Genomic DNA, 25614 nt, shown 5'->3' on the forward strand with positions numbered 1-25614 from the left:
TACATGTTATTATCTTTATGTGAATTGGTACAAATTTCGAATAAAATAAAAATTGTTTAAATTGATAAACGTAGCCTGAAAATTAAATGAAAAAAATTCTAATTTTATCATTATTTGTTTTATCAATATCGATTCCATATGCTGCAGCTCATCCATTTACTCTTGAAACTATTCCAAGTTCATCAGCAAATGCACCAATAAGAGTTACAGAGGTAATTGTTTATTTTTCAGAACCAATTGATAATAATTTTAGCTCACTAAAGGTATTTGATAGTAATGGAGAACAAATCGACAATAAAGACACCAAGTATTATGAAGGAGATTATTCTCTAATTGTAACTACACCCCCATTAGAAGAAGGAGTTTACACGGTATCTAGCAAAGTTTTATCAAAAGTTGATGGCCATTTGGTTCCTAATGCGTTTATTTTTGGAGTAGGAGAGGCTAAAATCGACGTAGGATCATTAACTAAACAAGATATTTCAGACATAGTATTTTTGCCAGAAGCTGGAGCAAGATTTCCAGGACTTGTGGGTCAAACTATTGTTTTAGGATCTATAATTGCATCTATAATCATTTGGGGAACACAAAACAAACAACTCATCAGAAAAGAATTTGACAAACTTGAAAACTTTCATCATGGAAAATTCATGACACTTACAGGTGTTGGACTAGTACTAGTATTTGCATCAAATATTTTGGTATTAGCTGTACAAACTATAAGATTAGAAACTTCAGTAATTGAAGTAATTAAAACTGATTTTGGAAATATTTGGACAATTAGAATGATAATTACAGTTATTCTGTTAGGTTTATGGTTTGGAATGGATAGAAAAAAGATACTATCTATAAAAAACAAAATTCCAATGTTAATAATCACACTTGGATTAATTGGAACATCAAGTTTAATTGGACATGGTGCAGCTAGTGGTGAAACTCCTGCATTAATTCTAGATTATATTCATAATTTTGTAGCAGCAGTTTGGATCGGTGGAATAATTTATTTTGTATTTGCTTTACTACCTACATTTTCACAGTTAGAAGAAACAAAGAGAGAGAAGATGTCACTTGTTTTAATTCCAAGATTTTCAATGATGTTTATAGTTGCAGTTGGAATTGTTATTATCTCTGGACCTACACTAATGTGGTTTTTGGAAAGTGATGTAAGCTTGATTACAGAGTCAATTTATGGAAAATTAATTTTTGTAAAAATTGCAATCGCTGCAGCTATGATTGGTTTTGGCGGATATTTTCAGTTTAAAATTCAAAAAAATGCTGAGAGGGATTTACAAAAAGGAACTATTGCCATATACAAAAGACTAAGAAAATCATTGAAATTTGATGTCATATTAGGAATAACACTCTTGGGAGTGGTTGCATTACTAATTAATGGAACATTGCCAGCTGGAGAAATTAATCAGGTAGATGCTCAAAAAGTGTCACATGGGTTTAGCAGCTTGGAATTTTCAGAAAACACAAAATTTGATGTTAAGATATCATCATTTTCAAGTGGAACAAACACGATTTTAGTTAAGGTTAGCGATTTTGAAAATAAACCGTTGTACGATTTAGATCAAATTAAAGTAAAGATCTCATATCCTGAAAGAAGTATTTCACCAATAGAAATTCCAATGAAAATTATTAATCAAGAAGAAGATAAACCGCTTGAATTTCAAGGTGATATCACTTTTGGGTTTTCAGGCAAATGGACATTAGAAGTAGAAGCTCAAAGAAAACAGAATGCAAATGAATCAGTAATTATAGATTTAGTAGTTAAACCAAGATTGGCAGATCTATCAACCAAAATTATTGGATACCCGTTACCTGAACCTTCAAAACCACTTTATCCATTGTATGATGGAAATGATTCAATTTGGATAAGCGATCCATCTTCTCCTAGATTATGGGAATTCTCAATAGAATCACAGAATTTTACTTCATATTCATTTGATGGATTAACAACAATGTGGCTTACTAAAGATAGTGAGGGAAAAATTTGGTTTACAGATACGCCAAGGAATCAAATAGGATATTTTGATCCAAGTAATAAACAAATCACCACAAAAACATTACCAAAAATAGATCCTGTTATTGATAGTAACACTGCAACTTTCATACAAGCAGATTTTGATGGAAATATTTGGATATCAATTACTAACAAAGATATTATTTTAAAATATTATCCAAAAACAGATACATTTGAAGAAATCAAAATGCCTGTAAGAGAATCATTACCATTTGCATTAACAATTGACAGTGAAGGGAAAATTTGGTTTACAGAATCATACTCAGGTAAAATTGGATTTATTGATCCAAAAGATAATAAAATTTCAGAATTTATGCCTGAAAAGCCTCTTGCAGGACCTGAAGCCATAATTTTTGATGAAGAAGGGAATTTATGGATTGCAGAACATACGGGTATAGCAATTACTAAATTCAATCCAATTCTAGAAACATTTGAGAGAGTCTCAGTAATAGACAAAGAGGCATTACCATATGGAATGTCATTTGATAGATATGGAAATATTTGGATCCCACAACATACGGTAGATAAGATTGCAGTATATGATCCATATAACAAAGAGTTGATTGAAGTTACAATTCCTACTGTCACATCATTTGTACAATTTTCAACATCAGATAGTAAAGGCAATGTTTGGTTTGTTGAACAACAAGGAAATCAGCTATCAATGGTAAAGACCACAGAAATTCCAGTAACAATATCTGAATTAGATGGTGAAAGTAATTTTTCATTAAAATATTCTGAGATAGTGTCACCATTAATTGCAATGGGAATTATTGCAACATCGTTGTTCTTTGTTAAAAATCTAAGAGATAAAAGAAGATTAAATGAATTAATTATGTCTGGATAGCAATCCAGCAGATTTTATTCCCAGAGTACATGCCAATATTCCAATTGCAAATAAAACAATTGTTCCAGATGGAGTAATATCAAATACATATGATACCAGTATGCCAGAAACTACAGAAAAGATAGAAAAACACATTGAAAGTAGTGCAGTTTGTTTGAATCCTCTTCCATACATTATTGCTGTTACATTTGGAATTACAAATAGTGCAGAAATAAGTAAGACACCAACGAGCTGTATTGAAGTTACAACTGTAATTCCTGCCATAAAGACAACAAGATAATTTATTTTTTCAACTGGAATTCCGCTTACTTTAGCCTGCTCTTCGTTAAATGTAGAATAAAGAAGTTGGCGATAGAGTAAAAGAATCACAATCAGAATAATTCCTGTTAAAAATAAAATCAAAATTGTATCATTGACACTTACAAGCAAAATGCTTCCAAAAAGAAAGCTGAAAATATCAATAGTAAAACCCCCAGATAATCCAATAATTACGAGCCCAACTGCTATTCCTGATGACAAAAGAACAGCTATTGAAGCATCTCCAGATATGTTGAATCTATCTTTAATTCGTGTTATTATTAGGGCACTAACTATTGAGACGCCATATGCAGTCCAAAGTGGATATATTCCTGCCATCAAACCCAATGCAATTCCACCAAACGATGAATGAGCAATCGCGTCTCCAAATAAGGAATAACGACGTAAGACTAGAAAGAGCCCTACAACAGAACATAAAATTGCAATTGCAATACCGGAAATTATTGCTCTGTGCATAAAACTAAATGTAAAAATTTCAAAAGTCATATCTAATGATGATGCATATGTTCCTGCATAGAAGCTTCAGAATACTGTTTTACAAGATCATCATTATTAAAAAATTCATCAGATTCTCCATGAAAGAAAAGAGTTCTATTAAGACATGCTACATGATTTGCTAATTGATTTACTGCATCCAAATCATGTGAAGACCAAATTATTGTAATGTTTTGTTTGGAATTTAGTTCTTTTAAAATACTATAAAAAAGATCTATGCTTTGTTGATCAATTCCTGTAACAGGTTCATCTAAAATCAAAATTTTTGGATTATTAACCAAAGCTTTTGCAATAAAGACACGCTGTTGTTGTCCACCTGATAGCTCACCTATTCTTCTTTCACTTAGCTCATGGATCCAAAGCTGTTGCAATATTTCATCAATTTTATTTTCATCTGACTCTTTATGCAGTCCCATTTTAACAACATCATTTACAGTTGCAGGAAAATTTTTCTCAAAAATAGGTTTTTGTGGCACATAGCCAATTTCTTTGAGATAGTTTTTTGATTTTCTAATGTCAGTACCAAAAAACTTGATTGTTCCTTTGTATTTTGTATTAAGACTAAGCATTGAAGCAAAAAGAGTAGACTTTCCTGCACCATTAGGACCAATTATGCCTAAAAAATCACCTTGGTTAACTGTAAAACTAACATCGTCTATAGCCTTAACGTCAGGATATTCTATCGTAAGATGTTCAATCTCAACTATTTTCAACACAATGCCTCCTTGAGATTATTGAGATTCTCAGTCATTCTAGAAATATAAGTTCCATCATCACCAATTTCTAGTGGAGATAAAACAAGTATTCTTCCTCCGATTTCGTTTGCAATAACTTGAGAAGTTTTTGGATCAGCAGTTTCTTCAGTGAATATCACATCAAGATTGAGATCTTTGGCTTTATTGATCACATTTTCTAAAGTCTTGGCAGTAGGCTCAGCATGTGGTGTATTTGAGGGAAGTATTGTATACTGAGTAAGACCATATTCTTTTGAAAAATATGAAAATGCATCATGAAATGCTATAAAATCCTGATTACAATTTGATAATTCATTTCGAATTTTTAAATCAAGTAAATCTAATTCAGTGATATAGTTTGCAGCATTGTCTTTGTAATATTTTTCATTTTCAGGATCAGATTTAGAAAATGCGTCAGCAATATTTTGTACTTGGATTTTTGCATAAACAGGATTCAACCAGATATGAGGATCATCTAATGTAACAACATTTTCATTTATTGAGGACTCTTCAATATTTTTTTCAATAATTCCATTACTTGTATCAACTATAATTCCTTGATAATTAATTTCAGTCAATTTATCAGTCCAGCTTTCAAATCCAATCCCATTAATGATAATAAGATCAGATTTTTGCATTTGTTGTACATCCTTTATTGTTGGTTCCCAGTCATGTGGTTCGATCCCAACTGGAACCAATAATTTGACATCAACTTTGTCCTGGCCGACTTTTTGAGAAAATTCATGTAATGGATAAAATGATGACATTACCTGTAATTTTGATTCATTTGTTTTTTTAGATTGGTTGGGATCACTTGAAAAAACACCAAATGAGATCAAAGGAATTGTAATGATAATTGCAATAATTGCAAATTTTACTTGGTTATTCACAATCAAATCTACTATATGTTATTAATAACTCTATAAAATATTAATAACTTTAATTGCTAAACTTATAAGATAATTAATAACAATTAACATATGCCAATAGTTTCAATCTCACTAAACCCTGAGATTTTATCAGAACTAGATAAATTACAAAAGAGCATGGGATTTTCAGGAAGGTCTGAAGCAATTAGAGCTGGAATCAGGACATTTGTTTCAGAAGAAAAACAAAAATCTGAATTAGAAGGAAATATTCATGCAATTCTTTTAGTTGTGCATAATGATGAGTTTGATCATGTGGTATCTGGAATAAAACATAATTTTGAAGATCTAATCACTACACATCTTCACAGTAAAATTGAGGGAGAAAAATGTATGGAGTTGTTTGTAATTGATGGCGATGCAAAAAGAGTTTCAACTATTACAAAAGATTTTCAAGTAAACAAAAATATGGATACTGTAAAATTAGTAACATTATAAAATTAATTAGAAATCAAGTTTTTAGGAAAATAGTTTCTAGATATTAAAACAACCGTCAACAACATAGAAAATAAGATAATAGTTGCAATTGTTCCAAATTCAGGAGCAACAACAATTCCAAAAGATGTTTCTTGACCAGTGTTCCTAATATTTTCAAATTTAATTATAGTAGGACCTGTTTGATCTTCTGAAAATGTATACTTTTCAAATTCGCCTCCAACCTGTGCAACTCCAGAGGATTTATAGATCTCCTGACCATTCTGTAAAATTACAAAAGTATAAGCAGAGTTACGTATTGGTTCTCCAGTTTTACCATCTCTAATTGTAAAGATAAAATTTGTATTTTGTCCGGGCATTATTTCTATTGGATCCCATGAAAGATTTACTTGAAAGTCTTCACTTTTTGTAAACGCAGTTAATGGAAATCCAGGATTTTCCGATTTAGTAAGTGTAAAAACAATTGAATTAGGTAAAGGATCTCCAGATTTTTCTAATTGGTTCTTTAGAAATCTAAGATGATCCTGCAACAATACAAAATGAACTATTCTCTCATCTTCTACTGAATAATCGTCAACTGTAACAGATGCTTTAAACAACTCTATGCCATTAGCTGTACCAGTATAACTTGGAGAGAAAAATTCTGAGAAATTCTTAGGAAAATGTACTTCCTCATGAACCACTGGAACATGAGACATTTTTTTTTCACTCCAATCAAAAGGCATCTCAAACGTTATTTTCTGAGCAATAGGATCATATTGAAAATTGGAGATATTATCAAAATATGATTTTATTTTAAACTCGATATCCTGATTTTCAGCATCTTTTTGTAGAAAATTAGTTGTATCCACTATAGTCAAATCTGCATTGTAAACACCAGAATTTTCAATAATATTTGTAGGCTCATCTATTGTTCTTACTTCTATTTCAAAATTGTATAATCCACCTGAATCAAATAGTGGACCAGAGATCACTATTGGATTTTCTTTTGTTCCATGCCATGCACCTAATAGAGAATCTTGTTCTCCATGAATCATAACTTCATCATCTTGTGTAGGATTAATTTTGATTGTAAGAACTCCATCAGGTGTAAAAAAATAATTTCTAAATATCATTTTGTTTTCATGAAATAAGCCAATTAGAAGAGTAACATTTTTTGCCTGTTCCTTTGCTTCGGTTTCAGTTACAGTGATAGTAATTTGTTTTTCACCAGTTGGTTCAAAGAACATTGGAGTTTCAACTGAGATTGAAATTTTCTTACCCTCTACATCAATAGATGAAATGGTATCTATTCCAAATCCATGTCCATAAACACTAGAGATAGGAATTAGTAAAGAGATTGTTAATGCAAAAATTCCAAATTTCGATAATGACAGAATTATTTTGTTCATGTTGGGTTATTTTACTGTGAGTAATTCTTTAACTCTCTGAATTAAATCATCCATATTATTTGCTTCTAATATTGGTTGTAATTCATGTGGATCTTTAGCACCAATAGCTGATAACGAGTAAACATAATCAATTGTAGGCATTTCTGTTGTAAGATAATATTTTTCTAAAACATGATCAAGTGAATGAGGTTCGACAATTTGTGGTAATGCTTGGTGAATAATTTTATTTTTCCACATTGCTACTAGTTTTTCCCATATGTCTAAAGATATGTTATCATCAATTTCAGGAATTAATTCAACTTCAGCACGAATGTACATTTTTTGTTCTGTTCCCAATTTTTCATGTATTTCTGAAATATTTCTATGACCTTCTACAGAATATGGATCATAGTTTGGAGGCTGTGGAAAAGAGGGTGGAATTATTTTATTAATTTTAAATTTATTGCGCCCAATGGTCTCGATGTGTAATTGCATCCCATCTAATTCAACATCTTCACATTTAGTTATCTTTGCAATAGTACCAACTGATTTTGGTGCAGTCCAACCACTAATTGAGTTATTTGTATCAATAAGACATACACCAAATTGACCATCGCCTATCATACAATCATCAACTAACTGCTTGTATCTAGGCTCAAAAATTCTTAGAGGTAATTCCTGTCTAGGAAACAATACTAAATCTAAAGGAAAGATAGGTAGAATTTTTGTTTCTGTCAAACTGTTGTTATTTAGTATGACTCTAGATATATGGAATGCGCAATCAATTTTAATTATAAAATAGATTTTAAAATTTAGAAGCCGTTTTCGTTGAGAATTAATCCAAGTAATGCAGCTCTTGTATGTTTTCCATATTCAGCCTGTTCAAAATATTTTGCGTTTTTTGTATTATCAACATCAGTTGATATTTCATCTAGTCTAGGTAACGGATGTAAAATAATAGAATCATCTTTCATTTTTTGCAATAAATCCAATCCTACAACATAGCTTCCCTTTACTTTGAGATATTCTTCCTCATCTGGAAATCTCTCTTTTTGAATTCGTGTTACATATAGAACATCAAGATCATCTATGTAATCTTCAATTTTAGTAGATTCAGTAAAAGACAATTTCTTTTTTATTTCATAGATTGAATCTGATCTAATTCGTAATGATTCAGGGGAAATTAAATGGACATCAACATCATAATTTCCAAGTCCATGTAAGAGAGAATAAACTGTTCTTCCATATTTTAGATCACCGATAATTCCTATTTTTAGACCGTCAATTTTTTTCTTCTCTTTTCTTATCGTAAACAGATCTTGTATTGCTTGTGTAGGATGTTCTTCAGTTCCACTACCTGCATTGATAACAGGTTTTGAAGAAACTTCAGCTGCAAACCTACTAGAGCCGTCAAGAGGATGTCTAAGTACAAGTACATCAGAATAATTTGACATTATTTTCACAGTATCTGCAAGGCTCTCACCTTTTTTGGTAGATGATGATGAGATATCAGAAATTCCCAAAGAATTACCGCCAACTGAGGCCATAGCAGCATCAAAACTAAGACGAGTTCTAGTACTGGGCTCATAAAAGAGGTAGCCTAAGCCATTTCCTTTACAAATTTCCCTTCTTTCTATCGGGCTAAGTTTTATAATTTTATCAGTGGATGCAAAGATTTGTTCGAGTTGAACCTTGTTAAAGTCCTTGATTGAAATTATGTCTTTTTGGTAGAACTCGTTCATTCTTTCAATGATATATACAGGTGACTATACAAAGTATTCTGATGCAAGAGTCCGAACTTATGGTTCGACGAATCAAGGAGGGTACAGTGTTGGACCATATTGATGAGGGTAAAGGCCTTCAGGTACTTAGTGCTTTAAGAATAGATGGCAAAGATGGAAGTCTCATTACTATTGCTCTAAACGTACCCAGTGGAAAATTTAAGAAAAAAGACATAATCAAAGTCGAGAATAAATTTCTAAAAGATGATGATACAAACAAGTTGGCAGTGATTGCACCTAAAGCAACAATAAACATAATCAAAGACTACAAACTAATTGAAAAGAGAAGAGTGGCACTTCCAAATGAAATTAATAGAATTTTTCGTTGTTCAAATCCAGATTGCATCAGTAATAGTACTGAGCATATTGAATCAGTGATGGATGTAATTGACAAAGAAGGAAGAGTACTCAAATGCAGATACTGTTCAAGAGTATTAGATGTTAACAAACTGAAATATAATTAAATTAAAAATTTGAAAAAGATGGTACTACTGGGTTTATTGTCCCAGGATGATGAACATCATGACTATACCGTAGATTGCGATTGATTCAACCATACCTACGAAAATGAATACTTTTGACTGCAATGCTGGGTTTTCACTAATTACTGCAAGACCTGCTGCGCCAACTTGACCCAAACCGATACCTGCTCCAGCTGCTGCTAAGCCAAAGGCTAAACCTGCACCTAGAAGTTTCATCGAGTCTGCACTACCTGCTGCGGATTCTTCCTGTGCATAAGCAATTCCAGTCAATCCAGTTGCAGATATTGCAATTGTTGCCAAAAGTAGCAATACGATAGATTTCATTTATGTACCGACTCTTCTAGTTCCATATTTAAATCATGATGATGTTTAAAACTAAATTTGATCGAGTGTTTTCTTTTTGAATGATGCTAAATCATTTTTGATTGATTTAACAAAATTATCATGATCTTGTTCTAAAACCTTTTTTGAATTTTCAACTAATTTTTTAATTTCTTCTTTTGCCATTATTTCCTACTCACCATCTTTGCTTTCACTTTTTTTAACTTTGCGAATTCTTCTCTTTCTCTCTCTTCAAGAGTAGCAAGAATAAATCGTATTTTTTGTTGATATTGAGGGATAATGACATTTTCCAAAGCATTTAGTAGTTTTTGAGTTTTTTCAAGGGCCTTTGCAAGACTAAAAATAGAATTTTCATATTCTGCTGCTTTGCAAATTTTTGGAAGTAACTCTTTGATTTGTTTTGCTGCTCGATCTATAGATGAGTTGGTATCAGCAAATCCATAAGGCATTAATTTTGTATCCTTCTCAGTTACTGTAAGGGCAGGAATTTTTACATCTACAACTCTACGTACATGAACATCAACTTGCATTACAGGTGGTGTAGATTCAGCAACAGAGTCTACCGTATTTGTTCCTAATGCAAGATACGCTTCATTAACTGATTTGTAAATATCTTGTAATGGATCCCAAATCCCACCTCTTGCTTTTGAGGCTTCTTCAATCATTTCTTCAATATTTTTTAAAAGAACTTTACGTTTATCATCTAAGATCTTCTGAACCATTGTGGCAACTTGACTAGATTTTTTATATTTTAGAAGTTCGATTTTTGTTGCAGCTACATTTTGTCCAAATGACATGCTGTTAGTTTTCCTGATAGTATTGATCTATGTATTTGTCTTTGATTTTAGTAATTTCGTTCTTTGGAAGTTTTGAAACGATTTTCCATAGTAAAGTTAGAGTTTCTTCTATTGTTCTATTTTCATCAGTTGCTTGTGAAAGAAATTCTTTTTCAAAGACATCGCCTACATCCATGTATTTCAAATCGATTTCTGTTAATCCTGCTTTACCTACAATTCCAGCTAGTGCTCTTACTTCTTGTGCTCTAGAATATGCATCATAAACTTGATTGGAAACTTCTCCATGATCTGCCCTTGTACTTCCTTCACCGATTCCATCTTTCATCAATCTACTAAGACTCATCAAAATGTTGATTGGAGGATAAACACCTTGTCTGAACAAATCTCTTCCAAGTACAACTTGGCCCTCTGTGATATATCCAGTAAGATCAGGGATTGGATGTGTAATGTCATCTGAAGGCATTGATAAAATTGGAACTTGGGTTACACTGCCTTTTCTACCATTTAATTTTCCTGCTCTTTCATAAATTGTTGAAAGATCAGTATAGAGATAACCTGGATAACCTTTTCTGCCTGGAACTTCCTCTCTTGCTGCACTAATTTCTCTTAATGCTTCTGCATAATTTGTCATATCAGTTAGGATTACAAGAACATGCATTCCAAGATCAAATGCTAGATATTCTGCTACAGTTAATGCTACTCTTGGAGTGATAATTCTTTCAATAGCCGGATCATCTGCTGTGTTTAAAAATAGAACACTTCTTTTTAGGGCACCAGACTCTTCAAGACTTCTTCTAAAATATTCTGCCTCACTGTATTGCACACCAATTGCTGCAAATACTACTGCAAAGTCATCTTTTGTACCAACAACACTTGCTTGTCTTGCAATTTGTGCTGCAAGAATGTTATGGGACATACCAGAGCCAGAAAATATTGGTAATTTTTGTCCTCTTACAAGAGTAATCATTCCATCAATTACAGAAACACCAGTTTGAATGAAGTCTTTTGGATATTCACGTTGTTCTGGATTCATTGGTTCTCCGTTGATATCAATAAATTTATCAGCAATTGGATCTGGGAGTCCATCTTTTGGTCTACCTAGTCCATCAAATACTCTGCCAAGTACCTCTTTTGATACTGGCATTTCCATTAGTTTACCAACAAATTTTGCACTGGTACCAGAAATAGATAATCCAGTAGTTCCCTCAAATACCTGAACTATTGCTTTACCATTTCCAACTTCAAGAACTTTACCTAATCTTCTTTCACCTTCTTTAGTTTCAATTTCTACAAGTTCATCAAATGCTGCATTTTCAACATCATCAACAACTACCAATGGACCTTTGATTTCAGCAATCTTGCTGTATTGAACTCCACCTTTAGCTGTCAATTCGAAACTTTCACTCCTGTAATAGATTTGAATTGTTCTTTCATATCAATATCTAATTGATCAAGTTTAGGAATTTCATCGTCTTTGATATCCATTCTTGCTTTAAGCAATGTAGGAATTATTGTCATTGCACGAATGTCAGCTAATGATGCACCTTCTTTAAGTGCTTGTTGACCTCGTTTGTAAAATTCTACTGATAATTTTAATAATTTGTATTGCTTTTGAGGACTGCAATAGGTATCAACATCATCAAATGAGTTTTGTTGTAATAGACCAATCTTTAACATTCTTGCAACTTCAAGAATTAGTTTTTCTTCATCAGGTAATGCTTCAGGACCTAAGAGTCTAACAATTTCTTTTAGTGTATCCTCTCTTTGCAATACACCATAAGCTTCACTTCTTAGTGATAACCAATCACTATTGATATTCTCACCCCACCACTTTGCAATATCTCCAAGATAACCAGAATAGCTGTTCATCCAGTTAATTGATGGATAGTGTCTAGAGTAAGCAAGTTTTGCATCTAAAGCCCAAAATGTTTTGATAAATCTCATGGTATGTGTTGTCACAGGTTCAGTGAAATCTCCACCTGATGGTGAAACTGCTCCAACTAATGTAACAGATCCGTCACGATTAGGACTGCCGACTGCTTTAACACGTCCTGCTCTTTCATAAAATTCTGCTAATCTTGATGCAAGATATGATGGATATCCTTCTTCTGCAGGCATCTCTTCTAATCTTCCACTCATCTCTCTTAGTGATTCTGCCCATCTACTAGTAGAATCAGCTACAAGTACGACGTCATAACCCATATCTCTATAATATTCTGCAATTGTTACACCAGTGTAGATACTTGCTTCTCTTGCAGCTACTGGCATGTTACTTGTGTTTGCAACCAAAACTGTTCTGTCCATAAGTGGTTTGCCACTACGTGGATCTTTAAGATGTGGAAATTCAACTAGTACTTCAGTCATTTCGTTTCCTCTTTCACCACATCCGATGTAAACTACAACTTGTGAATCAGCCCATTTTGCAATCTGATGTAATGTAACAGTTTTTCCTGTTCCAAATGCTCCTGGGATAGAACCAGTTCCTCCTTTAGCAATTGGGAAGAATGTATCAATTACACGTTGTCCGGTAAGAAGTGGAACTGTTGGATCATATCGGGTATGATATGGACGTGGTTTTCTAACAGGCCATCTGTGATACATTTTAAGTTGAATTTTTTGTCCATCTTTTTCAGTTGTAGCTAATACAGTTTCTAAATTATAATCTCCTTCACTTACCATGTTTGAGATCTTTCCGCCAGGATGATCTGGTGGAACCATAATAGAATGAAGAATAAGATCAGTTTCTTGAACAGTTCCAAGAACATTTCCTGCAGCAACTTCATCACCGTTACTAACAGATGGAACAAAGTGGAATTTCTTTACCATATCAACTGGTGTGGTAGTAATACCTCTACCAATGAATGAACCAGAAGCTTTTGATAATTCTTTTAATGGTCTTTGAATTCCATCGTAGATTTGTCCAATAATACCTGGACCTAATAAAACGCTAAGTGGGTTTCCTGTACCAACTACAGGTTCGCCTGGTTTTAATCCACTTGTTGACTCGTAAACTTGAATAAATGCAACATCGCCAGTTAGACGAATAACTTCACCAACTAATTTTGAGTTACCAACAACTACAGTTTCATACATTTTGGCATCAGACATTCCATCGGCCTTTACTGCAGGACCACTGACCCAAACAATTCTACCTTGAGCTGCCATACTAATTACCTACTCCGAATTTTGTGGCAATTTCTTTCCTTATTAAAGGCTTCATACGCTGTATTCTTGCATCAATAGTATTATCAAATTTCATTCCGCCATCTTTTGATTTTACTGTAATACCTCCCATACAGGTAATTGGTTCTGGAGATAATTCTGCGCCAGAATATTTGGATAATAAAGATTGGACTATGTTTTTGTCTTTAGAATTTGTTGAAATTACAACTTTGGTTGTACCTAAAATTGCAGTTGCTTCATCCAATAAAGTTGTCATTAATTTAGAATAATCATCATTACGATTTGTATTTGAAATTTGTTCAATTGCTTTTGTAAATACATCATCTACTGCTTTTTCCAATGCCAAAAGTCTGTTATTTCTGGCTTCAAGATCGGAGCTTCCAATAAGCTGTTTTTCTATTTTATCTGCCTCTTTTTTGCCATCTGAGACGATTTTATCATATTCTCGCTCCAGTTTAGGAATAGAATCATCAAGGGTTTGATTAGATTCAGTTAGGGCAGATCGAATATTTGACAAAACATCTTTCTCGGTTTTTGTAAGTATTTTGTCGATTGTTTGTTCTAATGCAGAATTAGATCCCAATGTGACGCGTTAATTCATAATAGATTTTAATGTTTGGGAAAAAGGGCAATTTTGGAAAGATATTAAACTAAATAAAATTACACAGGAATGTCTTGGGAACCGCCGATCTAAAACTGGGAACTATAGTTTTGCCAAGAAGTGAATCTCCACAGGCAATATCTAGATTAACAGAGTTTGAATGGTTTCATAAAATTGATTCGTCAAGTGATCAAGTAACACCTGAAATAGACGATTTGCTATTAGAGGCCCAAAAAACATTCCAATCAATTGATGATGTGGTCAAGGGTATGGGAATTCCATTAACAGTGGGAATTATGGAGATACTCTTCAAAGGTACGGTAATCAAGAAAAAAAATTATGAAATTGATGAAATTGAACATATGATAAATGATTTGAGAAAAACAACCCCATCAGTTATTGATGAACCTGCTAAGTTATTAGAAGATGCACAAAACACTAGACTTGCCATTGAGGAATACAAATCACTCAAGGATACTTTGGAAGTAATTAGAAAAATGAATCTAGATCTTACTGGATTTGGATTAATGAGATATTTCTTTACAAATCTTTTTGTTATCAATTCTTCAGACTATGAAGAAATTAGTCGATCACTTGAAGGCATTACAATATACAAATATGATTTAGAAAGTAAAGATAAAACTGCACTTTTAGTAATTTCTGATATTGAAGATTCTGAAAAAGTTTTCAAGATCCTAAGAAGCTTTAATTCCAATTCATTTAAAATTCCAGAGGGATTTCCACAAGTTCCTAGTGAAGCCTATGCGTTGGCTGAATCCAAAATTAAAGAATTAACCACAAAACAAACTTCAATATCTAAAGAACTTTTAAAATACAAAAAGAAAATTCGTCAAGATATTCTTGCTATTCATGAAAAAGCATTAGTTGCAAAAGATGTGCTTGAAATGTTAAGAAAACCTGGAGGTACTAAAAATTTTGCAGTAATACAAGGGTATATTCCAAAAAGAATGGAAACCAAGTTTAAAGATTCTACAAAACAATGGATGTCAATAATTGAGGATGTTACTGATCCAAAGCATGTAGAGGAATTACCTACGTTATTTGAAAATAAGAAATTTGTAAGAACTTTTGAAGTGATTACAAAAAGTCAGGGCATTCCAAAGAAGGGAGAACCGGATCCAACTCCTATGATTGCACTAATGTGGCCAATTTTTTATGGATTGATGTTTGCAGATATGGGTCACGGATTATTATTAATGGGATTAGGCTTATTATTCAAAGTAAAAGGACAGGGTGATTTAGCAAGATGGGGAATGCTCATTGCAATTTCAGGTGCATCAGCTGCAATTGCAGGTGTAGGTACTGGAGAGATGTTTGGATATCATATTTCTCATATGGGTCCATTTGAAGGGCTTTTAGCAGAAGGAGGAGCACTATATTCAGTTAGTTGGATTGTTGGAATTCTTAGTGTTGCTGAACTTACTTTTGATCAAGTAATCAACATTCTCAAAGTTTCATTATTCATTGGAATTGTTCATTTAGTGTGGGCCATGGTTTTGCGAATCAGAAGATTAGCTGCAGAAGGACATAAACTTGTAATGTTTACTGAAGCAATTCCAAACATTACACTCTATGGAGGTATTGTTGTTATAATGATGTGTGCTATTGGTTCACAATATGATGTAATGAACATGTATTCAAAAGTACATACTGAAGCGGTTCCTTGGGTTACAATATTTCTTGGAGATTGGGCACAGGTTTGGATCGTTACAAGAATTGCAGTTATCATTGTTATCGCATCAATGGTATTGATGATGGTTGGAGGTATTTTACATGCAAAGAAACATCCAGAAAGCGGAGGAGATCCTGCAAGTGTTCTCATGGAAGTATTACTTGGTAAAACCGTAGAAAGTTTAGCTCATACAATTAGTTATGCTCGACTTGGAATTATGTTACTTGTACATGCTGCATTGTTAATGACAGTAAATAATGCATTTGTATCTTTGGGTGGTGCAGAATCTGGTGGAGCTATGGCAATGATTATTGGTGGAAACTTGGGAATTATGATGATTGAAGGGTTGATCGTGTATATTCAGTCACTCAGATTGCATCTGTATGAATTCTTTACAAAATGGTATGTAGGCGGTTCTCAACCATTCAGACAAATTAGACCAGAATTAATTTACAACCAATTTATTTGGAAGAAAAAATAAATTTTTGATTTAAAATAATCTTAGAGTTTAAAATTATTATTTTTCAATGGGTAATTCTGGTTTATTACCCCATTCTCCCCAAGAACCAAGATATACACGTACTTTATCAAATCCTAGTTTTTTTAAAGCAAGAAAAGAATTTGCTGCCCTATATGCGCCTTGACAATAAGTAATAATTTCTGAATCCTTTGGGAAATCATAAAGTTTTGACAGTTCTGAATTAGTCTTAAAGGTACCATCTTTTTCGATATTTTCATTCCAATCGATATTGATTGAGTTTGGGATGTGTCCAGATTGAGCAGCTCTAATTACACTTCCAGTATATTCTCCTGTAGAGCGAGCATCAATAATTTTTACATTATTTAGATTATCTCTGATATATTCAAATCCAGAAATTATATCGGGGTTAATCTTTCCTGTAAATTTGGATGGCTTGAATCCATTTGGTTTTGCTTCAAGTGGTAGATTTTCTTTTTTCCATTTTGTTATTCCGCCATCTAACATGGAGACGTTTTGATGCGAAAAATAAAGTAACATCCAAACACCTCTAGCTGCAAGCATTCCAGAAACAGTATCATAAAAGATCACTTTTTTTTCAGAAGTAACTCCAAGAAAGGAAAGAAGGCTTTGAGTTTGACTGTCAAAATTTTCAATTCCTTCTTTTGTCGTATCTATCCAATGAAATGCAAACAGATCTAAATTTACAGCATTTGGAATATGACCCTCAGAATATTCCTTAAATGAACGAGTATCCACTATTATGACATTAGGATCATTTAGAATTGAGTTAAGGTCAGATGTGGAAATTAACATGATTTGGATAAAATGATCAAATCTAAATTGATTTGTATTGAATAATAAAAATAAAAGAAAAAGGAAGTTTCCTTATTCGTTTACGTATGCTCTTTCTCCATGCTGTGCCAAATCAAGACCGATCTCCTCTTCTTTTGGAGTGACCCTGATTCCACCTGGCCAAACGGCATCCATTATTTTGAGAATTACAATCGTAACACCAAATGCATAACCTACTGAGATTGCTGCACCGATGATGCTAATTGCTTGCTGTTCCATTCCTTCTGCAGTACCAGTCCAAGCACCAATACCGTCACCGGTATCCCAGATGTGTGGACTAGCTAATGTACCAGTCAAAATTGCACCGGTAAGACCACCCATTCCGTGTACTCCCCATACATCTAATGCGTCGTCCCATTTACGTGCGTTTTTGAATGTTACAGCTGCATAACAAACTGTACCAGCAGCAATACCGATTATAATTGAAGCCATTGGACCTACCCAACCTGAAGCTGGAGTGATAGCTACTAAACCTGCTACTGCACCTGATGCAGCTCCTACAATACTTGGTTTTCCTGTATGTGCCCATGACATCAAGACCCAAGTAAGAGCAGCCATACCTGTTGCAGTATTTGTAACTGTCCATGCGCTTACGGTAATGCCGTCTACCATTACTTCACTTCCTGCGTTAAAACCAAACCATCCAAACCAGAGTATTCCTGCTCCGAGGACTACCATTGGAATGTTGTGTGGTTCCATTGGCACTTTACCATATCCAAGTCTTCTGCCAAGGATTAAGGCGCCTGCCAATGCAGAGAATCCAGAAGTAATGTGTACTACAGTACCACCAGCAAAGTCTAATGCAAACGATGGAGATAAGTCAGGATTAAGATCTAATGCGCCTCCTCCGATATAACCACCTCCCCAAACCCAGTGTGCAACTGGATCATAAACGAAGGTAGCCCATAGGAGTATGAAGATTATCAATGCGCTGAACTTAATTCTATCAATTAATCCACCAATAATTAGAATTGGTGTGATAATTGCGAATGTTGCTTGGAACATTGCGAATAATTGATGAGGTACAGTACCTGGCCAACCTTGACTACATTGATCGGCTTCCACCATCGCATTCATCTGGTAAGCTGCTGACCATGTGTCTGCACATGGACCTGCTTCACCTAATGGTGCATAGTGAGAGACTTCATTGAAGCCAACATATTGAAGTGAGCCCATGAACATGTTTGCATCACTATCAATTGGACCAAATGCTAGAGAATATCCCCATAGAACCCATTGTACTGAGATAAGTCCCATAACAATTATGGTCATACCAAGTACGTTGACGACGTTCTTTGATCTGGCTAATCCGCCATAAAAGAAGCCGACTCCGGGCGACATGAAGAGTACCAATGAAGTAGCTGTTAGTATCCATGCTGTATCACCTGTATCAATTCTACAGGGCATCATGTTACCTTCGCCATCATCATACCAACATTCGTTAGGATTACCAGTGTAGATTCCACTAGTTCCTGCAACGTATCCGTCCATACCATCATTAACATTTTGTGCGAATGCTTGTGACATTGCACCTGCTGCTGTAATGGCTACTGCGGCCACAAGTAATAGAGCATACTTGTGGTTCCTAGAATTCATTAAATTAATCGAAATTGAAAATTATTTAAGCATTGAAGATGTAAAAACTTGTAAAAATGTAAATTATTATATTTTAGTATATTCTGATATTATCATAGAAAATGAATATTATGTCATTTGGTGATTAAATGAAGAAAACAGGTACAAAACTATCAATTTTTGATACTTTCAAGACAAAAGATGAGGAATTAACAGGGGAAGCAAATAGACAAAGATCAATTATTGCAATATTGGCAAGTAATGCCAATCCAGCGGAGAGAACAAGAACAGGGATTTCTCAGAGAATTGCAAAGATTCATGGGATTGCATGGAAAAATATCTATTCTGGAATTTTTCGAGATCTAGATGAAATTTTGATCCCAATGGGAATTGCTGAAGAAGATGGGAGATTACCTATGAAACGAGGCCCAAAGGCTCTTCAAGAAAAAGGTATTCCATATTATCATTTAACAAAAAAAGGGATACTTGTAGCATTATCGTTAAGCAATGTTGGAAATAAAGACAGATTGTTAGAAAAATTTTTTTCACAGTCAGATTCAAAGGAGAAAAATTATGAAGGAATTATTAAAAATCTATCAAAGACCAGCCCAAATTTTACTTATTCTATTTTTCAAAAATATGTAAAGGCATTTTGTGATAATAAAATTAAAGACTTGCTTCCCTTTGAACTCTCAAAACTAAAGGAGATTTCTGACGAGTCTTTATTGATTCAAAAGGAGATTTTAGAGACGTTTTTGAATCTACCAAAGCAGGATAAAGAAGAAACTATTAGTTTTCTTAATAAAATTACTTAAAATATCAGGCTTTTAGGAACGGATCGCCAAACATTAAAATCCGCATCTATTGAAATTTACCTAAATGGGTGGAGCAAAAAATGTCTATGCATCTGTAAAATCATATAGTAAACGAGGTAAATTATTAAAAAAATCTGATTTTCAAACGTTAGCAGAATCAAGGGATCTTGATGAATTAATGACTAGAATCAAAAATACAATTTATGGAGATTCTATTTCAGAGGTACAAAAACCATATACATCACAAGGTATTGAATCTGCACTAAGAAGTCATTTAGCAGATACACATTATTCAATTGCAAAAACATCAGGAAATTCAGGTGTTTTAGATGCATATTATATGAAATTCATTGTTTCAAATTTAAAATCAATTTTAAAAGGAAAAGCTTTAGGGAAACCTCAAGAAGAAATTGAAACTCACGTAAATCTTCATGCTGAAGAATTAATCAAACAAAGAGATGTTGTCATTAAAGCATTAGTTTCAAAAGATTTGGAAGAGGCAGTTGCAAGCTTGAATTCAGTACAATTTGGGGAAGAAATTGCAAAGGCTGCAGCTTTATACAGTGAAAGAAAAAATGTCCAGATTTTTGATACGTATTTTGATAAAATTTTAATTCAGCATTTAGCTGGTGCTATGAAAAATTATGCAGACAAAGATGCTACAAAATTGGTTGGAATGGATGTAGATTTTTACAATATTCTAAGTGTAATTAGAGGAAAATTCTGGGGATTAAAAGAAGAACAAATTCAAGATCTTATTGTTGCTCAAACTCCTACTGCAAAAGAACTACTTGGAAGAATGATTGCAGCTGCAACAATTAAAGATGCATTTAATGAATTATCCAACACAAAATACAAAACTCTGATCCCTCAAACTGAAAAAGAACTTGATGCTATTGCTGAATTTGAAAGGGCGTTTGAAATGGCAATTTACCAAACAGCCATAAGATCTTTCACAAAAATGTTTAGTTTTGCAACAATCGTGGGAATTACTAAACTAACGGCATTTGAAGTTAGAAATTTAGCAGCTATTGCATTTGCAGTTGAACAAAAAATACCAACTGAAATTACCATGTCAAAGTTAATTTTGGAAGTAGAATAGAATTTTTAAAATGATCAGATTTCCAAAGAAAAAAACTGAAATTACTACAGAGATTGTGACTAATACTATTTGGGTCAGCACATTTTTAGCCATGATTTTATCATTGCCTCCTTTAGGACTATTTCTTGGCATTTATTTTCTAACAGGAAATATCATAGTAGGTGCAATTCTAGGCTTTGGAACCCATTTTATCATATTAGCATTCTCTACTAAAATTTCAAAGTTATTGACCAAAGTGATGAGCTAATCTATAAAGATGAATTTGTTAAGTGATTTATCATGATGGGAGATAGAGACTATAGAAGTATTATAAAAAATGCTGTCGATTCTATTGGAAGAGAATTAGAGACTGAAATAGACGCTAAAGACATTAAAACCATTCATCTAAAAGAAGTGGTCCAATGTTTAAGACGCTCATATTATGATAGAATTGAACCTAAAGAGGTAGAAAGACGGGGTTTTAATGATCTCCTTTCTGGTCTACTTCGAAAATTACAATATGGCAGTGATCCAAAAGAATTCTCTATTGAAGATATTAAGCTAAGAGGTCATGCAGATATGATTGCAGATAATTCAATTATTTTATTTCGACCGACAAATGTTAGTTTAGAATCACCTCTGGCAAATGACTTACTTTATCTCAATGCTTGCATGTGGATTTATGATAAAACAGATGGAGTGATTATTTACATTACTGGAGATAGAGAAGAGATTATGTTTTCGTTAACTCGTGATAAAAAAATGTTTGAAGAAATTATTAGAAGAGTAAGAGTTCTAAATGATCTTCTTAAAGAACAAAAGACTCCAATTTTAGAACCATCTTCAGACTGTATGGAATGCCAATACTATCAAAGATGTTTTATCACAAAGAAAAACACCAAACAGATATCATTAGCAGAAATGCTAGGTTTGGGTAAAGATTAGTTAGATAAATGAAAAATATTGTAAAGGAATAATTTCCTTTGATTAGTCCAGTGGTTCAGGATGTCCTTTACCACGAAGTGCAAAACACACTACTGCGAGTGCAATTGCTACTCCTACTGCTGAGCCAAATGCGGCCATTCCTGCTTCTGCCATTTAATGAAAAACTACTTCAGGGGCTTTTATAATTTTGCCAATATTTTTTATCTAAAAACAAATTATCATAATTTTTAGTTTTTATGATACTATATAGTGATTTTGGTTTTATTTATTTTTCAAATTCAAAATGAAGTGTATTTTCTTGTCCGCTAGTCATTGAACTAAGATTATAGAAGACAGTTCCAGTAACTCGCCATTTTGCAGTATCACTTTCTAGATCAGACCATAACTTGGGAGTGTTACCTGTATTTTTCAATTGTATTTTATCTTTTAAAATTATCGAGTTTTCAGCTAGAAGTACATAGTAATCAGATCCAAATTCCACCATTCCTTCTGGTCTACTTCCAATTTGACCCCCTGAGATTTGTTCTACGTTAGAATATCCAGTTTCAAATAACTGATAATCCATAACTTGTACAATTACAGAATTGGAATTTGGGTTGTTAATCTTAAATGATATTTCAATTGTAGCCCCCCTAGGAGTAACTTCTTTTATTGAGATATCATTTAGTTCAACATTTAGTGATTGTATTTGAGATGAGATTGGTTCTTGTGATACATCAGATTTTATTTCTTGATTGGTATTTTCTGGTGAATTTATAACAGATGATGAACCTGATAGAAGAATCATGCCCAAAGCTGCTGCTAAAGCAATAACGGCTACAAAAACAAAGATTTTAGAATTCAGTAAATTTACTTAATTTTTACATATCTTAAATGTTGAGATAGTTATTATAATATTAAAGAGTAAAATGAATCATGCAATATTTCCAAGCAGTCCAACAGGGAAAACAAAGAGCAAGTAAATCTCAAATGAAAATGTTTGATGTTGCAGGATTTGGAATGTTAACGCTGACTACAAAAAAAATTAATGGTGAGTTTTTTCCTGTCGGAGAGGAAGATTTTGTAGCAGTAATTAATTCACCTGAGGGATATGTTACAATAATTGCAGATAAGGATGGATTTACTAAGGCTCAATCAAAAGCAGTAGATAAAAATGAAGCACTGATAATTTACAATAAATTAAGAGAGTCTGGAATTCCAGAATATCCTGAAAATAAGATTCAGATTTGGTCAGAAAGTCGTCCAACCATACAAAACGAGATTTTAGAATAACTATTTTGATTGGAGGATTATTTCTGTTCCTACCTCTCCACCTTTGATTGCTTTTTCAAGTGTTTTGAGATCGGCTTTAATAATTCGTGTTTTAATTTTAGAGCGTTCGATTATTTTTAGAGCTACTATATCCATCAAATCATAGCCTCCTGCAACTGAATCTTCATGAACTAACATATTTTTTAAATTCTTAAGTTCGATTCGTTTGAATTTTTTTGCATTTTTGAATTTGTTAGGGTCCATATCATAAACACCGTCAACATCAGTAGCATTAAGAAATTGTTCTGCGTTGATTTTTTCTGCAATAAGAGCTGCGGTACCATTGGTACTTTGTCCAGGATGTAAACCGCCTGTAACTACAATTAATCCATCATCAACTGCATGTCTAACTTCTTGTAATGTTGTTGGTGGGTGCGAATATGCTTTATTTTTTAAGGCATAAATCAATAGTTTTGCATTTAATCTAGAAATTTCAATTCCAAGTTCATCTAAAGTAGATTCATCAGCTCCAGAAGATCTTGCATGAGTAATGTAATGTCTTGCAATATTTCCTCCACCTGCAACAATTATCGGTTGACATATCTTACTAATTTTGACTAGAAATGAAGCATAATCCTTGAGTACTTTTGCATTATCCATACCAAAAATTCGTCCTGAAAGTTTTATGACAATTCTTTTTTTCATTACTTTAAACCACCGAGGATTGATTTTGCGGCAATTTCAACTTTTTTTCTATTCTTTTGATGGGTGTATATTCTAAGAATATTCATGAAACCAGATATTGCCGAAACTACAGGAATTTCAGATATAGGCATCTCTTGGGCAGTAGATTTTCCATTCTCATTTGAAATCAAAATAATATGTTTTGATTCATTTTTGGACGGAGCTAATGGAATTGATGGAGTAACTGAGCTATCAACAAAAATTTCACTCTCATCAACTTTGGATTTTTTGGAAATTGATGTTCTTAATTCATCGGTTCTAGATTTTCCTAAATTAGTTCTGCTAGTTAGAATTCGTTCAAATACACATTTTAACAATTTACGATTTTGATAATTTTCAGCAAATTGTCTAGCACGTTTTAGCTTAGATGATTTTGATGAGATTAGTGTAGACAAAACATATTCATCTGTAAGTTTGACAAATTCTTTAATGTCAAATGATGTAAAACCAAATTCATCATCAGATAATCGTAATGCCTCCAAAAGCATTACTTCAGCAGATCTTACTGTTTTATGAAAATATACAGCTTTGAACATTTGATAACGAGAGTGCATCATAGATTCAAAAGAGTAGAGTGCTGATCTTTCTAGAGCAAGTTTTTTCTTGTGTACATCAAGAGATTGTGTTATTCTTTTATGATCAATTTGTGCATGTTCTGCTCCTGTAAAATATCCATCTCTTAGTAAGTAATCCATCATATCAGCACTTAAGGCTCCAGAAATTATTTCATTCATGTATTGTAATTTTGAATCTCCAAATGCAATTTTTGTAACAAGTTTTTTGTCATATCCATTTTTTGATAGTATGTCACCAATTTCAGATTTTAAAATAATTTCTTTACCAAAGTCTTCATGTGAAAATTTTTTTTGTTGAATAATCTCCTCAAAAAGATGAGAGAAAGGGCCATGACCAATGTCATGTAAAAGTCCTGCAAGTCTCAATAAATCAATATCATCAGATTTTAAAATTCCTTTTTCGTTTAATGCCTTACCAGCTTGACTTGCAATATGCATTACACCTAAAGAATGTTCAAATCTAGTATGTTGTGCTGCAGGATATGTCAAATGAGCCCCAGAAAGTTGACGTATTCGTCTTAATCTTTGAAAGATTGGATTATCAATTATTTTTAATTCATGATCATATACACGAATAAAATCATGTATTGGATCAACTATGTCTGAATAATTTTTTTTCATAAGCCTATTTTCTGAGAAATTGCTTTTAAAATATTTTCATGAACTTCTTGTTTTGATTTAGATGCATCAATAATTTTCCAATGTTCCTTCTTTGCAATAGTTTGATAAATTTTTGATATCTTTCTTAGAAATTCTTCATTTTTTTCAAATTTGTCTCTGTTAGTTTTTTTTCTACGAAATGATTCTCTTTGAGTTACATCAAGTAAAATTACAAGATCAGCCTTCGGTAGACCATTATCTAGATTTTTTAACCATTTGCTTTTCATTCCATTTGCTAAACCATAGATTAGATTTGAGTGATAATATCGATTCATTATTACAATAGAATTTTTTGATTGTGCTGCTAAAATTTCATTTAATTTTTCCCATCTGTTTGCAGCTAAAAGACAATGAATTACCTGTGGTGGAAATTTTCTTTTACCGTTAAGATATTTTGCAATTTCTTTTCCTACTGGAGTCTTATAATCAGGAAAACTAAATGTAGCTGTTTTGATTTTTCTTTGCTTTAATGCTTTTGCCAATAATGCAGTTTGAGTTTTCTTTCCTGCCTGATCTCCACCTTCAATAACAATTATCATAAGTTACAAAATCAGAGAAATTAATTGATTAAAAATCTATCAAGGTTTATAACTAAAAATTAAGCA

At 32.9% G+C, this 25614-nt stretch carries 27 protein-coding genes; 9 read left to right on the top strand and 18 right to left on the bottom strand.

From position 1 onward, the window contains the following. Positions 1–86 precede the first annotated feature (86 nt). On the top strand, positions 87–2873 hold the full coding sequence (locus K5782_RS05555) for a CopD family protein (protein ID WP_297464735.1): 2787 nt from the start codon (positions 87–89) through the stop codon (positions 2871–2873). On the opposite strand, the gene K5782_RS05560 is transcribed toward K5782_RS05555, so the two are convergent. Genes K5782_RS05560 through K5782_RS05570 form a run of 3 tightly spaced genes read right to left on the bottom strand, consistent with a single transcriptional unit; the run spans position 2856 to position 5310 of the window. Continuing rightward, positions 2856–3647 (bottom strand): metal ABC transporter permease, encoded by a 792-nt coding sequence (locus tag K5782_RS05560; protein ID WP_297465052.1) that lies wholly within the window; start codon positions 3645–3647, stop codon positions 2856–2858. The two genes, K5782_RS05555 and K5782_RS05560, sit on opposite strands and share 18 nt — an antisense overlap. A gap of 32 nt (positions 3648–3679) precedes the next feature. Beyond that, a complete protein-coding gene (locus tag K5782_RS05565) occupies positions 3680–4402 on the bottom strand; it encodes a metal ABC transporter ATP-binding protein (RefSeq protein ID WP_297464737.1) in 723 nt (240 codons plus the stop codon). Continuing rightward, the gene (locus K5782_RS05570; protein WP_297464739.1) at positions 4396–5310 is read right to left on the bottom strand and encodes a metal ABC transporter substrate-binding protein; all 915 of its coding nucleotides are present in this window, start codon (positions 5308–5310) and stop codon (positions 4396–4398) included. Before K5782_RS05570 ends, K5782_RS05565 begins: the two co-directional genes overlap by 7 nt. A gap of 90 nt (positions 5311–5400) precedes the next feature. Here K5782_RS05570 and K5782_RS05575 point away from each other — a divergent pair, with 90 nt between their 5' ends. After that, positions 5401–5784 (top strand): CopG family ribbon-helix-helix protein, encoded by a 384-nt coding sequence (locus tag K5782_RS05575; RefSeq protein WP_297464741.1) that lies wholly within the window; start codon positions 5401–5403, stop codon positions 5782–5784. A gap of 2 nt (positions 5785–5786) precedes the next feature. On the opposite strand, the gene K5782_RS05580 is transcribed toward K5782_RS05575, so the two are convergent. The 3 genes from K5782_RS05580 to pyrB all read right to left on the bottom strand — a co-directional run bounded on the left by K5782_RS05580 (position 5787) and on the right by pyrB (position 8893). Then, on the bottom strand, positions 5787–7172 hold the full coding sequence (locus tag K5782_RS05580; RefSeq protein WP_297464744.1) for a PEFG-CTERM sorting domain-containing protein: 1386 nt from the start codon (positions 7170–7172) through the stop codon (positions 5787–5789). Positions 7173–7178: 6 nt separating this feature from the next. Next, positions 7179–7889 (bottom strand): LON peptidase substrate-binding domain-containing protein, encoded by a 711-nt coding sequence (locus K5782_RS05585; RefSeq protein ID WP_297464746.1) that lies wholly within the window; start codon positions 7887–7889, stop codon positions 7179–7181. A 74-nt stretch (positions 7890–7963) separates the two neighbouring features. Beyond that, positions 7964–8893: an aspartate carbamoyltransferase gene (pyrB, locus tag K5782_RS05590; protein WP_179365470.1), complete on the bottom strand. Its 930-nt coding sequence runs from the start codon at positions 8891–8893 to the stop codon at positions 7964–7966. 41 nt (positions 8894–8934) lie between these two features. Here pyrB and pyrI point away from each other — a divergent pair, with 41 nt between their 5' ends. Then, complete coding sequence (gene pyrI, locus K5782_RS05595; protein ID WP_048110111.1) at positions 8935–9396, top strand: aspartate carbamoyltransferase regulatory subunit; 462 nt, start codon at positions 8935–8937, stop codon at positions 9394–9396. A 33-nt stretch (positions 9397–9429) separates the two neighbouring features. Here the strand turns inward: pyrI and K5782_RS05600 are convergent, their stop codons facing one another. Genes K5782_RS05600 through K5782_RS05625 form a run of 6 tightly spaced genes read right to left on the bottom strand, consistent with a single transcriptional unit; the run spans position 9430 to position 14319 of the window. After that, entirely contained in the window at positions 9430–9738 is a 309-nt protein-coding gene (locus tag K5782_RS05600) for an ATP synthase subunit C (RefSeq protein ID WP_179365471.1), read from the bottom strand. Between the two features lie 51 nt (positions 9739–9789). Further along, positions 9790–9921: a hypothetical protein gene (locus tag K5782_RS05605; protein WP_297464751.1), complete on the bottom strand. Its 132-nt coding sequence runs from the start codon at positions 9919–9921 to the stop codon at positions 9790–9792. Next, entirely contained in the window at positions 9921–10553 is a 633-nt protein-coding gene (locus K5782_RS05610; RefSeq protein ID WP_297464753.1) for a V-type ATP synthase subunit D, read from the bottom strand. Before K5782_RS05610 ends, K5782_RS05605 begins: the two co-directional genes overlap by 1 nt. A gap of 4 nt (positions 10554–10557) precedes the next feature. After that, a complete protein-coding gene (locus K5782_RS05615) occupies positions 10558–11943 on the bottom strand; it encodes a V-type ATP synthase subunit B (protein WP_007551535.1) in 1386 nt (461 codons plus the stop codon). Beyond that, positions 11940–13718 (bottom strand): V-type ATP synthase subunit A, encoded by a 1779-nt coding sequence (locus K5782_RS05620; RefSeq protein ID WP_297464756.1) that lies wholly within the window; start codon positions 13716–13718, stop codon positions 11940–11942. Before K5782_RS05620 ends, K5782_RS05615 begins: the two co-directional genes overlap by 4 nt. 1 nt (position 13719) lies before the next feature. Further along, positions 13720–14319 (bottom strand): V-type ATP synthase subunit E family protein, encoded by a 600-nt coding sequence (locus K5782_RS05625; RefSeq protein WP_179365474.1) that lies wholly within the window; start codon positions 14317–14319, stop codon positions 13720–13722. Positions 14320–14411: 92 nt separating this feature from the next. Between K5782_RS05625 and K5782_RS05630 the strand changes: the two genes are divergently transcribed. Beyond that, the gene (locus tag K5782_RS05630; protein ID WP_297464759.1) at positions 14412–16511 is read left to right on the top strand and encodes a V-type ATPase 116kDa subunit family protein; all 2100 of its coding nucleotides are present in this window, start codon (positions 14412–14414) and stop codon (positions 16509–16511) included. 36 nt (positions 16512–16547) lie between these two features. Here the strand turns inward: K5782_RS05630 and K5782_RS05635 are convergent, their stop codons facing one another. Together K5782_RS05635 and K5782_RS05640 are read right to left on the bottom strand one after the other, a co-directional pair. Beyond that, positions 16548–17324: a sulfurtransferase gene (locus K5782_RS05635; RefSeq protein ID WP_297464761.1), complete on the bottom strand. Its 777-nt coding sequence runs from the start codon at positions 17322–17324 to the stop codon at positions 16548–16550. 72 nt (positions 17325–17396) lie between these two features. After that, complete coding sequence (locus K5782_RS05640) at positions 17397–18959, bottom strand: ammonium transporter (RefSeq protein ID WP_179365480.1); 1563 nt, start codon at positions 18957–18959, stop codon at positions 17397–17399. Positions 18960–19087: 128 nt separating this feature from the next. Between K5782_RS05640 and K5782_RS05645 the strand changes: the two genes are divergently transcribed. The 4 genes from K5782_RS05645 (at position 19088) to K5782_RS05660 (ending at position 21779) form a co-directional block, all read left to right on the top strand. Beyond that, on the top strand, positions 19088–19753 hold the full coding sequence (locus K5782_RS05645; protein ID WP_297464764.1) for a hypothetical protein: 666 nt from the start codon (positions 19088–19090) through the stop codon (positions 19751–19753). A 64-nt stretch (positions 19754–19817) separates the two neighbouring features. Continuing rightward, entirely contained in the window at positions 19818–20855 is a 1038-nt protein-coding gene (locus K5782_RS05650) for a V-type ATPase subunit (RefSeq protein ID WP_297464766.1), read from the top strand. 10 nt (positions 20856–20865) lie between these two features. Then, positions 20866–21102, top strand: coding sequence for a hypothetical protein (locus K5782_RS05655; RefSeq protein WP_297464768.1), 237 nt, complete (start codon positions 20866–20868; stop codon positions 21100–21102). Between the two features lie 32 nt (positions 21103–21134). Continuing rightward, positions 21135–21779: a hypothetical protein gene (locus K5782_RS05660; RefSeq protein ID WP_297464770.1), complete on the top strand. Its 645-nt coding sequence runs from the start codon at positions 21135–21137 to the stop codon at positions 21777–21779. Between the two features lie 265 nt (positions 21780–22044). Here the strand turns inward: K5782_RS05660 and K5782_RS05665 are convergent, their stop codons facing one another. Continuing rightward, positions 22045–22566, bottom strand: coding sequence for a hypothetical protein (locus K5782_RS05665; RefSeq protein ID WP_297464773.1), 522 nt, complete (start codon positions 22564–22566; stop codon positions 22045–22047). Between the two features lie 128 nt (positions 22567–22694). Here K5782_RS05665 and K5782_RS05670 point away from each other — a divergent pair, with 128 nt between their 5' ends. Continuing rightward, on the top strand, positions 22695–23051 hold the full coding sequence (locus tag K5782_RS05670) for a hypothetical protein (RefSeq protein WP_297464775.1): 357 nt from the start codon (positions 22695–22697) through the stop codon (positions 23049–23051). Here the strand turns inward: K5782_RS05670 and pyrH are convergent, their stop codons facing one another. Genes pyrH through tmk form a run of 3 tightly spaced genes read right to left on the bottom strand, consistent with a single transcriptional unit; the run spans position 23052 to position 25548 of the window. Then, positions 23052–23735 carry a UMP kinase gene (gene pyrH, locus K5782_RS05675; protein ID WP_179365485.1) on the bottom strand — a complete coding sequence of 228 codons (684 nt, stop codon included), beginning with the start codon at positions 23733–23735 and terminating at the stop codon, positions 23052–23054. After that, entirely contained in the window at positions 23735–24970 is a 1236-nt protein-coding gene (locus tag K5782_RS05680) for an HD domain-containing protein (protein ID WP_297464777.1), read from the bottom strand. Before K5782_RS05680 ends, pyrH begins: the two co-directional genes overlap by 1 nt. Next, the gene (gene tmk / locus K5782_RS05685) at positions 24967–25548 is read right to left on the bottom strand and encodes a dTMP kinase (protein ID WP_297464778.1); all 582 of its coding nucleotides are present in this window, start codon (positions 25546–25548) and stop codon (positions 24967–24969) included. Before tmk ends, K5782_RS05680 begins: the two co-directional genes overlap by 4 nt. Between the last annotated feature and the right edge of the window lie 66 nt (positions 25549–25614).

The organism is Nitrosarchaeum sp., assembly GCF_025699065.1.
GTDB lineage: Archaea > Thermoproteota > Nitrososphaeria > Nitrososphaerales > Nitrosopumilaceae > Nitrosarchaeum.